The organism is Kitasatospora sp. NPDC048365, assembly GCF_043200835.1.
Taxonomy (GTDB): domain Bacteria; phylum Actinomycetota; class Actinomycetes; order Streptomycetales; family Streptomycetaceae; genus Kitasatospora; species Kitasatospora terrestris.
In genome coordinates, this window is sequence record NZ_JBICYJ010000090.1 from 1 (window position 1) to 11,146 (window position 11,146).

The window sequence follows — 11,146 nt, forward strand, 5'->3', positions numbered from 1 at the left end:
CATCCGGTCGCCCTGACCGGCTTCCCGCGCCTGCAGAAAGACCTCGAGCGGGGCCGACTGGACGAGCAACTGGAGGGCCGGATCGCCCCCGGCACCGGGGCGCTGGCCGGCCGGTACGAGATCACCAGCGACACCCCGGTGCCCGCCGGCCCGCCTGCTTCGAGCGGCACCCGGTGGTCCGGTATGTCCGGGGCGGCGGTCCTGGTCGACGATGGCTTCGGCGGCGACCTGCTGTGCGGCATCGTCCGCGAAGACCGTCAGGCCGACGGCGGAACCCGCCTGACTGCCACCCCCATCAGCCGACTCCTCACCGACCGTGAGGGTCGGCCCTCAGATTTCCGCCGGCTCATCACCGAGCACACCGGCTGGGACCCGGTCCTCGAACCCATCGAACCCGCAAAGCTGCTCAAACCCGCCGTTGTCGACCGCGATCTGGACTCACCCGCCGCCCTGCTGCGCGCCGACACCGAAGCCGTCGCCTTCCACGGCCGCGACAGCGAACTCGCCGACCTGCACGACTGGTGCGCCGACGATCCCGCCAAGATCGCGATCCGCGTGGTCACCGGCCCCGGCGGCCAGGGCAAAACACGCCTCGCCCGCCACCTCACCGACACCCTCAGCCGAGAAAACTGGATCACCGGCCACCTCCGCTCCGACCTCACCGACCACGACACTCCACCCGACCTCACCCCCCTGACCACCGCGTTGCCCCTGCTCCTCGTCGTCGACTACGCGGAGACCCGCCCCCGCCTGCTGCGCCGCCTGATCACCCACCTCCACACCACCCGCCACCGCGTCCGCCTGCTGCTACTCGCCCGCTCCGACGGCGAGTGGCGCACCGACACCCTCAAAGCCATCCCGGCGGTTCGCCGCCTGCTGGCCGGGGCGCCTGTCATTCCGCTCGGCCCGCTCCAGCCCGCCGGCCGTCCCGCCCGAGACCGCAACATCGACTTCCGGCATGCCGTCCGTGACCTGGCGCTGCTGCTCCCGCAGGTCCCCAGCGTGCCCGACTGCGACTGGGCTACTCTCGCCGATTCGGTCCGGCCCGCAGACGACCTGGCCCACCCCCGCTACAACAACGCCCTCACCCTGCAGATGACCGCCCTAGTCGCCCTCCTTCAGCACGGCCCGCGCCCCGCGACCACTGCTTTCGGCACTCCGGCGGAGGAGATCGTGCTGGAGCACGAAGAAGGCTTCTGGGAGGACAGCGCGCAGGCCCCCGGGTTCAGACTCGACCTGGACACCACCACCCTCAAGGCCGCCGTCGCCGTCGCGGCCCTGTGCGGAGCCGCCACCTCCGACGCCGCCACCCGCGTCCTGGCAACCTTGCCTACGATTCCCGCCCACAGGACCGCGCGCACCGCCGCCTGGCTCGCGCAGCTGTACCCGGCCGATCCCGACCGCTACTGGGGCTCGCTCCAGCCAGACCGCATCGCCGAGTACCACGCCACCCGCGCCCTTACCCAGTACGGCGTCGACCTGCCCGCGCTCCTCACCACCGCGGACCCCGGCCAACAGGCCCAGACCGTCACCGTCCTGGCCCGCGCGGCCATCGCCCACTACAACGCCGACCGCACCACAGACAGCGACCGAGTACTTCACATCCTCGACATGGCCCTGGACGGCGTACCACTCTCCGACCAGACCCTCCGGGCCGCCTCCGCCGCACTCCCCCACCCCTCCCGCATCGTCAACCCGCTCGCCCTACGACTCACCGCCGCCCTCACGGACGTCCAGCGGGAACTCGCACACAGGGATCCCGCCGCCTACGAGCCCGACCTCGCCGTCTCGCTGTCCAACCTGGGCGCTCATCTGTCGGATGCGGGGCGGCGGGCTGAGGCCCTGACCACCACCGAACAGGCGGTTGACCTATACCGGCGGTTGGCGGCCGCCAACCCGGCCGCCTACGAGCCCGACCTCGCCGGCTCCCTGTCCAACCTGGGCGCTCATCTGTCGGGTGCGGGACGGCGGGCTGAGGCCCTGACCGCGGCCGCGGAGGCAACGGACATCTACCGGCGGTTGGCGGCCGCCAACCCGGCCACCTACGAACCCGACCTCGCCACCTCGCTGTCCAACCTCGGTGCTCATCTGTCGGATGCGGGGCGGCGGGCTGAGGCCCTGACTGTCACCGAGCAGGCGGTGGAGATCCGGCGCCGGTTGGCGGCCGACAACCCGGCCGCCTACGAGCCCGACCTCGCCAGCTCGCTGTCCAACCTCGGCATCCGTCTGTCGGAGGCGGGGCGGCGGGCTGAGGCCCTGACCGCGGGCGCGGAGGCAACGGACATCTACCGGCGGTTGGCGGCCGCCAACCCGGCCACCTACGAACCCGACCTCGCCGGCTCCCTGACCAACCTCGGCATCCGTCTGTCGAAGGCGGGCCAGCGAGCTGAGGCCCTGACCGCGGGCGCGGAGGCAACGGACATCTACCGGCGGTTGGCGGCCGCCAACCCGGCCGCCTACGAACCCGACCTCGCCGCCTCGCTGTCCAACCTCGGCAACCGCCTGTCGGAAGCGGGGCAGCGGGCCGAGGCCCTGACTGTCACCGAGCAGGCGGTGGAGATCCGGCGCCGACTGGCGGCCGCCAACCCGGCCGCCTACGAGCCCGACCTCGCCAGCTCACTGTCCAACCTCGGCATCCGTCTGTCGGAGGCGGGGCGGCGGGCCGAGGCCCTGACCGCGGAGCAGCAGGCGGTGGAGATCCGGCGCCGGCTGGCCGCCAGCAACCCCGCCGCCTACGAGCCCGACCTCGCTCGCTCGCTGTCCAACCTCGGCAACCGCCTGTCGGAGGCGGGGCGGCGGGCCGAGGCCCTGACTGTCACCGAGCAGGCGGTGGAGATCCGGCGCCGGCTGGCCACCGACAACCCGGCCGCCTACGAGCCCGACCTCGCTCGCTCGCTGTCCAACCTCGGCAACCGCCTGTCGGAGGCGGGGCAGCGGACCGAGGCCCTGATCGCGGCCGCGGAGGCAACGGACATCTACCGGCGGCTGGCGGCCGCCAACCCGGCCGCCTTCGAACCCGACCTCGCCACCTCACTGACCATCCGGGCCCTACTCATGGCGCGCGGAGGTAATCTGTCTGAAGCGTTAAGTGCCACGGGTGCAGCCGTGGAGTGTTACCGGGCTCACATTGTCGCTATGCCCTCACTACTGCCGCGACTCCACGCGGTGCTGAACCTGCAAGCATCGCTCCTAGACGCGCTGGGACGCCCGCAGGACGCAGCGACCGTCCGGCGCTGGCTCAACGAGAATCCTGTGCCTCAGGAATCCCGCAATTGACCGGTACCCGCCGTCCGGCTGGCCCGCCGAGGCGGCGACGACAGCGCCGGTCCGGATCGGGTATGCGCGCTGCTCAACAGACCTGGGTCTGGAGCTGGCCGGTACGAAGGGTGTGAACGGTGGGTTGAAGTGGAGCGTGATCAGTTTGGGTGGGAAGAAGGAGAGCGGCAGCAAGGCCACCCACACGGTGCACGTGAAGCTGACTCCTCAGCAGGCCGGTGGCGGTAACGTCGAGGTCCGAGACAGGGAGTAGCCGTACCGGTACCGGTTGGCCGGCGGGGGCGGCTGACCGGGATCGGGGAGTGTTCGTTGGAGTTTGATCGCCGGGTTCAGATCCGGGTAGCCCTCAAGGGTGAGGACGGGAAGGGTTTCGGGACGGGGTACCTGGTCGCACCGAGACTGGTGCTGACCGCCGACCACGTCCTGGACGACCTGGACCCGGACGGCGGACGCTTCGCGGTCACGGTGTGCCAGCCGGACGCAGGCGAGGGGGAGTACCCGGCGGCGGTGGTCTGGCGGCGGCGTGACGACGAGGTGGATGCCTCGCTGGTCGAGATCGCCGCCGATTGCGACTGGCCCGTTCCCGAGTCCCTGTCCGACCTGGTCGCCAGGCCGCCCCAGCGCTACGGACGCCTCATCGGCACCCGCTCCCACCCGGTCGCCCTGACCGGCTTTCCGCGTCTGCAGAAGGACGAGGATCGGGGCCGCCTGGACGAGCAACTGGAGGGCCGGATCGCCCCGGGCACCGGGGCGCTGGCCGGCCGCTACGAGGTCACCAGCGACACCCCGGTGCCCGCCGGCCCTCCGAGCAGCGGCGGTACTCGCTGGTCCGGCGTGTCCGGGGCGGCGGTCCTGGCCGACGATGGCTTCGGCGGCGGCCTGCTGTGCGGCATCGTCCGCGAGGACCGTCAGGCCGACGGCGGCACCCGCCTGACTGCCACCCCCATCAGCAGCCTCCTCACCGATCGTGAGGGCCGGCCGTCCGAGTTTCGTCGGCTCATCACCCAGCACACCGGCTGGGACCCGGTCCTCGAACCCATCGAACCCGTAAAGCTGCTCAAGCCAGCCACCGCCGACCGTGACCTGGACTCACCCGCCAGCCTGCTGCGCGCCGACACCGCGGCCGTCGCTTTCCACGGCCGCGACCAAGAACTCGCGGACCTGAGCTCATGGTGCGCCGACGACCCGGCCAGGATCGCGATCCGCGTGGTCACCGGCCCCGGCGGACAGGGCAAGACACGCCTCGCCCGCCACCTCACCGAAACCCTCAGCCGAGAGAACTGGATCACCGGACACCTGCGCTCCGACCTCACCGACCGCAACCCCGAACCCGACCTCACCCCGCTGAGCACCGCGCTTCCGCTGCTCCTCGTCGTGGACTACGCCGAGACCCGCCCCCGTCTGCTGCGCTGCCTCGTCACCCAGCTGCACGCCAGCCGCCACCGCGTCCGCTTGCTGCTGCTCGCCCGCTCCGACGGTGAATGGCGCACCGACACCCTCAGCGCCACCCCGCCTGTCCGCCGCCTCTTGGGCGCGGCCCCCGTCGTCCCACTCGGCCCGCTCCAACCCGCCGGCCGGACCGCCCAGGACCGGACCACCGGCTTCCGCAACGCCGCCCGTGACCTTGCTCTTCTGATGCCGCGTGTCCACAGCGTGCCCGACCACGACTGGGCTACGCTCGCCGGCACGGTCCGCCCTGCGGACGACCTGGCCCATCCCCGCTACGACAACGCCCTCACCCTGCAGATGACCGCCCTGGTCACCCTCCTCCAGCACGGCCCGCGCCCCGCAACCGCCGCACCCGGCACCCCGGCCGAGGAGATCCTGCTGGAGCACGAGGAACGCTTCTGGAAGGACAGCGCCGACGCCGACGCCTTCGAACTCGGCCTGGACACCGCCACCCTGAAGGCCGCCGTCGCCGTCGCGGCCCTGTGCGGCGCAGACAACTCCGACGCCGCCACCCGCGTCCTGGCGGCGCTCCCGGAGGTGCCCACCCACAAGACCAGGCGCACCGCCGACTGGCTCGCGCACCTGTACCCGGCCGACCCCGACCGCCACTGGGGTTCCCTCCAACCCGACCGCATCGCCGAGTACCACGCCACCCGCGCCCTCGCCCGGTACGACGTTGACCTGCCTGCCCTCCTCGCCACCGCGGACCCCGGTCAACAGGCCCAGGCCGTCACCGTCCTGGCCCGGGCGGCCATCGCCCACTACAACGCCGACCGCACTGCCGACAGCGACGACGTTCTGCGGACCCTCAGCGAGGCTTTGGACGGCTTCTCCCTCCACTACGAGGCCCTCCGGGCCGTCACGGCCGCACTCCCACATCCCACTCTCGTCATCACTCCGCTTGCCGTACGGCTCACCGCCACCCTCACGGACGTCCAGCGGCAACTCGCTCATGAGGATCCCGCCGCCTTCGAGCCCGACCTCGCCACATCGCTGTCCAACCTCGGCGCACATCTATCGGGTGCGGGCCAGCGAGCCGAGGCCCTGACCGCGTCCGCAGAGGCCGTGGAGATCCGTCGGCGGCTGGCCGCCGACAAACCAGCTGCGTTCGAACCCGACCTCGCCGCCTCGCTGTCCAACCTCGGTAACCGTCTGGCTGATGCGGGGCGGCGGGCGGAGGCCCTGGCCGCCACCGAGCAGGCGGTGGACATCTACCGGCGGCTGGCGGCCGGCAACCCCGATGCCTTCGAACCCAACCTCGCCGCCTCACTGTCCAACCTCGGCATCCGTCTGTCGGAGGCCGGGCGCCATGCCGAGGCGATGACCGCAGAACAGCAGGCGGTGGAGATCCGACGGCGGCTGGCGGCCGGCAACCCCGATGCCTTCGAGCCCGACCTCGCCCGCTCGCTGTCCAACCTCGGCAACCGTCTGTCGGGTGCGGGGCGATGGGCGGATGCCCTGACCGCCGCCGAGCAGGCGGTGGACATCTACCGGCGGCTGGCGGCCGGCAACCCGGCCGCCTTCGAACCCGACCTCGCCGCCTCGCTGTCCAACCTCGGCAACCGTCTGTCGGGTGCGGGGCGATGGGCGGATGCCCTGACCGCCACCGAGCAGGCGGTGGAGATTCGACGGCGGCTGGCGGCCGACAACCCAGGCGCCCACGAACCAAACCTCGCCGCCTCACTGACCATCTGGGCCCTGCTCATGGCGCGCGGAGGTGATCTTTCTGGAGCGCTGCGTGCCACGGGTGAAGCCGTGGAGTGTTATCGGGCTCACATCGTTGCTATGCCCTCCCTGCTGCCGCGACTCCACGCGGTGCTGAACCTGCAAGTGCAAGTGCTGGGCGCGCTTGCACGCCCACAGGACGCAGCAACCGTCCGGCGCTGGCTCGACGAGAACCCTCTGCCGCCGGGTTCCCGCAATTGACCGGTACCCGCCGTCCGGCTGGCCCGCCGAGGCGGCGACGACAGCGCCGGTCCGGATCGGGTATGCGCGCTGCTCAACGGACCCGGGTCTGGAGCTGGCCGGTACGAAGGGTGTGAACGGTGGGTTGAAGTGGAGCGTGATCAGCCTGGGGTGGGAAGAAGGAGAGCGGTACCAAGGCCACCCACACGGTGCACGTGAAGCCGACTCCCCAGCAGGCCGGTGGCGGTAACGTCGAGGTCCGCGACAGGGAGTAGCCGTAGCCGAACCGGTTGGCCGGCGGGGCGGCTGGCCGGGATCGGGGGAGTCTTCGTTGGAGTTCGACCGGCGTGTGCAGATCCGGGTGGCTCTGCGGGGTGAGGGCGGGAAGGGGTTCGGGACGGGGTATCTGGTCGCACCCAGGCTGGTGCTGACCGCCGACCACGTCCTGAAAGGTCTGGACCCGGACGGCGGCCGGTTCGCGGTGACGGTGTGCCAGCCGGACGCGGGCGAGCGGGAGTACCCGGCGACGGTGATCTGGCGGCAGCGGGATGACGAAGTCGACGCCTCGCTGGTCGAGATCGCCGCCGACTGCGACTGGCCCGTCCCCGAGTCCCTGTCCGACCTGGTCGCCAAGCCGCCCCAGCGCTACGGACGCCTCATCGGCACCCCATCCCACCCGGTCGCCCTGACCGGCTTCCCACGCCTGCAGAAAGACAGCAAGTGGGGCCGCCTGGACGAGCAGTTGGAGGGCCGGATCGCCCCGGGCACCGGGGCGCTGGCCGGCCGCTACGAGGTCTCCAGCGTCACCCCTGTGCCAGCCAGCCCTCCGAGCAACGGCGGCACCCGGTGGTCCGGTATGTCCGGGGCGGCGGTCCTGGTCGACGATGGCTTCGGAGGCGACTTGCTGTGCGGCATCGTCCGCCACGACCGCCAGGCCGACGGCGGAACCCGCCTGACCGCCACCCCCATCAGCCGACTCCTCACCGACCGTGAGGGTCGGCCCTCCGAGTTCCGCCGACTCATCACCGAGCACACTGGCTGGAACCCGGTCCTCGAACCCAGCGAACCCGCCCACCTGCTCAAACCCGCCGCCGCCGACCGCGACCTGGACTCACCCGCCAGCCTGCTGCGCGCCGACACCGAAGCCGTCGCCTTCCACGGCCGCGACCGGGAACTCGCCGACCTGCATGCCTGGTGCACCACCGACCCGGCCAAGATCGCGATCCGCGTGATCACCGGCCCCGGCGGCCAGGGCAAAACACGCCTCGCCCGCCACCTCACCGACACCCTCAGCCGAGAGAACTGGGTCACCGGCCACCTGCGCTCCGACCTCACCGACCACGACACCCCACCCGACCTCACCACCCTGAGCACCGCGCTTCCGCTGCTCCTCGTCGTGGACTACGCCGAGACCCGTCCCCGCCTCCTACGCCGCCTCGTCACCCACCTGCACACCACCCGTCACCGCGTCCGCCTGCTGCTGCTCGCCCGCTCCGACGGCGAATGGCGCACCGACACCCTCAGTGCCACCCCGCCCGTCCGCCGCCTCCTGACTTCGGCCCCCGCTGTCCCCCTCGGCCCGCTCCAGGCCGCTGACCGGCCAGAGAGAGACCGGACCATCGACTTCCGCAACGCCGCCCGCGACCTGGCGCTCCTACTCCCTCGCGTCCCCAGCGTGTCCGACCACGACTGGGCGGCCCTGGCCGACTCGATCCGCCCCGTGGACGACCTGGCCCACTCCCGCTACGACAACGCCCTCACCCTGCAGATGACCGCCCTGGTCGCCCTCCTCCAGCACGGCCCTCGCCCCGCGACCACTGCTCCCGGCACCCCGGCCGAGGAGATCCTGCTGGAGCACGAGGAACGCTTCTGGAAAGACAGCGCAGACTCAGACGCCTTCGAACTCGGCCTGGACACCACCACCCTGAAGGCCACCGTCGCCATCGCGGCCCTGTGCGGTGCCGCCACCTCCAGCAGCGCCACCCGCGTTCTCGCCACGGTCCCGGGCATGCCCGCAGACAAGACCGCGCGCACCGCAGCGTGGCTCGCCCGCCTGTACCCGGCCGACCCCGACCGCTACTGGGGCTCGCTCCAACCCGACCGCATCGCCGAGTACCACGCCACCCGCACCCTGATGAAGGGCGGCATCGAACTACCCGCCCTCCTCAACGCAGCCGGCCCAGATCAACAGGCCCAGACCATCACCGTCCTGGCCCGCGCCGCCATCGCCCACTACAACGCCCACCGCACCGACGAAAGCGACGACGTACTCCGCACCCTCGACGCGGCCCTGAACGACGTCCCCCCTTCATACCAGGCCCTCCGGGCCGCCTCCGCCGCACTCCCGCACCCCTCCCGCATCGTCAACCCGCTCGCCCTGCGGCTCACCGCCACCCTCACCCAGACCCACCGGGAACTCGCACACGAGGATCCCGCCGCCTATGAACCCGACCTCGCCACCTCGCTGACCAACCTCGGCATCTGGTTGTCGGAGGCGGGGCGGCAGGCGGAGGCCCTGACCACCAGCGAGCAGGCGGTGGAGATCTACCGGCGGCTGGCGGCCGCCAACCCCGCCGCCTTCGAATCCGACCTCGCCGCCTCGCTGACCAACCTCGGCATCCGGTTGTCGGAGGTGGGGCGGCGGGCCGAGGCCCTGACCACCAGCGAGCAGGCGGTGGAGATCTACTGGCGGCTGGCGGCCGCCAACCCCGCCGCCTTCGAATCCGACCTCGCCGCCTCGCTGTCCAACCTCGGTGTCTGGTTGTCGGAGGTGGGGCGGCGGGCCGAGGCCCTGACCGCCACCGAGCAGGCGGTAGAGATCCGGCGGCGGTTGGCGGCCGCCAACCGAGCCGCCTACGAGCCCGACCTCGCCGCCTCGCTGACCAACCTCGGCATCCGGTTGTCGGAGGTGGGGCGGCGGGCCGAGGCCCTGACCGCCACCGAGCAGGCAGTGGAGATCCGGCGGCGGCTGGCCGCCGCGAACCCCGCCGCCTTCGAATCCGACCTTGCCGCCTCGCTGTCCAACCTCGGTGCTCATCTGTCGGAGGTGGGGCAGCGGGCGGAGGCCCTGACCGCGGAGCAACAGGCGGTGGAGATCCGGCGGCGGCTGGCCGCCGCGAACCCGGCCGCCTTCGAGCCCGTCCTCGCGCGCTCGCTGACCAACCTCGGTGCTCATCTGTCGGCAGCAGGACGGCGGGCGGAGGCCCTGACCACCACCGAGCAGGCAGTGGAGATCCGGCGGCGGCTGGCCGCCACGAACCCCGCCGCCTTCGAACCCGACCTCGCCCGCTCACTGTCCAACCTCGGTATCCGCCTGTCGGAGGTGGGGCGGCGGGCGGAGGCCCTGACCGCGGAGCAACAGGCGGTAGAGATCCGGCGGCGGCTGGCCGCCGGCAACCGAGCCGCCTTCGAGCCCGAACTCGCCGCCTCGCTGACCAACCTCGGCATCCGGCTGTCGGAGGCGGGGCAGCAGGCGGAGGCCCTGACCACCATCGAGCAGGCGGTTGACATCGACCGGAGGCTGGCCGCCGACAACCCCGCCGCCTACGAACCCAACCTCGCCGCCTCGCTGACCAACCTCGGCAACGGTCTGTCGGAGGCCGGGCGGCGAGTCGAGGCCCTGACCGCCACCGAGCAGGCCGTGGACATCTACCGGCGGCTGGCGGCCGCGAACCCGGCCGCCTACGAACCCGACCTCGCCACCTCACTGACCATCTGGGCCCTGCTCATGGCGCGCGGCGGTGATCTGTCTGAAGCGCTACGTGCCACAAGCGCATCTGTGGAGTGTTATCGGGCTCACATCGTCACTACGCCCTCCTTACTGCCGCGACTCCACGCGGTGCTGAACCTGCAAGCGCAAGTGCTGGACGCGCTTGGACGCCCACAGGACGCAGCAACCGTCCGACGCTGGCTCGAAGAGAATCCTCTACCGCCGGGGTCTCACTATTGACCGGTACCTGCCGTCTGGCTGGTCCGCCGAGGCGGCGACGACAGCGTCGGTCCGGATCGGGTACGCACGCTGCTCAACGGTGCGGTCTGGGAACTCCGCGAACACATCAGATTGCCGAGGCGCAGCGTCGGATCGCGGACCCGGTGGGCGGGGGTGACAAGGGTGTGCGGTTCTCGATGGGGGAGATCACCCTGGACCTCGGTCTGGAGCTGACCGGTGCGAAGGGTGTGAACGGCGGGCTGAAGTGGAGCGTGATCAGTCTGGGCGGGAGGAAGGAGAGCGGTAGCGAGGCCACCCACACGGTGCACATGAAGCTGACCCCTCAGCAGACTGGCGGCGGTAACGTCGAGGTCCGCGACAGGGAGTAGCCATACCGGTCCACCAGTGGGGCGGGTGGCCGGGGGTTTGAGGGGGAGTGTTCGTTGGAGTTGGATCGCCGGGTGCAGATCCGGGTAGCCCTCAAGGGTGAGGACGGGAAGGGGTTCGGGACGGGGTATCTGGTCGCACCCAGGCTGGTGCTGACCGCCGACCACGTCCTGAAAGGTCTGGACCCGGACGGCGGCCGGT

General features: G+C 71.6%; 5 protein-coding genes. All 5 read left to right on the top strand.

Annotated features, from left to right (window positions below; all coding sequences use genetic code 11):
- On the top strand, positions 1-3,276 hold a 3,276-nt coding region (locus ACGFX4_RS40830), incomplete at its 5' end, for a tetratricopeptide repeat protein (RefSeq protein ID WP_393086211.1).
- 94 nt (positions 3,277-3,370) lie between these two features.
- Entirely contained in the window at positions 3,371-3,529 is a 159-nt protein-coding gene (locus ACGFX4_RS40835) for a trypco2 family protein (protein WP_393086219.1), read from the top strand.
- Between the two features lie 56 nt (positions 3,530-3,585).
- Positions 3,586-6,651, top strand: coding sequence for a tetratricopeptide repeat-containing serine protease family protein (locus tag ACGFX4_RS40840; RefSeq protein WP_393086213.1), 3,066 nt, complete (start codon positions 3,586-3,588; stop codon positions 6,649-6,651).
- A 310-nt stretch (positions 6,652-6,961) separates the two neighbouring features.
- Entirely contained in the window at positions 6,962-10,579 is a 3,618-nt protein-coding gene (locus ACGFX4_RS40845; RefSeq protein ID WP_393086215.1) for a tetratricopeptide repeat protein, read from the top strand.
- Positions 10,580-10,722: 143 nt separating this feature from the next.
- Positions 10,723-10,947 carry a trypco2 family protein gene (locus ACGFX4_RS40850; RefSeq protein WP_393086217.1) on the top strand — a complete coding sequence of 75 codons (225 nt, stop codon included), beginning with the start codon at positions 10,723-10,725 and terminating at the stop codon, positions 10,945-10,947.
- Positions 10,948-11,146: the final 199 nt, after the last annotated feature.